The sequence below is a fragment of the Rhizobium ecuadorense genome (genome assembly GCF_001187535.1).
In the GTDB taxonomy this organism is placed as follows: domain Bacteria; phylum Pseudomonadota; class Alphaproteobacteria; order Rhizobiales; family Rhizobiaceae; genus Rhizobium; species Rhizobium ecuadorense.
In genome coordinates, this window is record NZ_LFIO01000374.1 from 1 (window position 1) to 227 (window position 227).

A 227-nucleotide genomic window follows, 5' to 3' on the forward strand; every position below is an offset into this window, starting at 1 on the left:
GGACAGGCCGCCCTTTCAGCCTGAAGACAACGATGACATATCCGTCGGGGCAACCGTCGAAAACGAACTCGACCTCATCCCATTCTTCTGGTTCGTCGAACTCGATTACTTCCTCGTAGCCGGGGCCATCGAACGCAGGAAAATGTTCGTCGTGCCGCAAGCTATACGGCTCTTCCAGGTTATCGAGGTAGATGGTGAAGGCTTCGCTGTTCTCGACAGCACGAATG

At 54.6% G+C, this 227-nt stretch carries 1 protein-coding gene; it reads right to left on the reverse strand.

Going from position 1 to position 227, the window contains the following annotated elements:
- On the reverse strand, positions 1 to 227 hold a 227-nt coding region (locus tag AF337_RS44220; RefSeq protein WP_210168045.1), incomplete at both ends, for a hypothetical protein.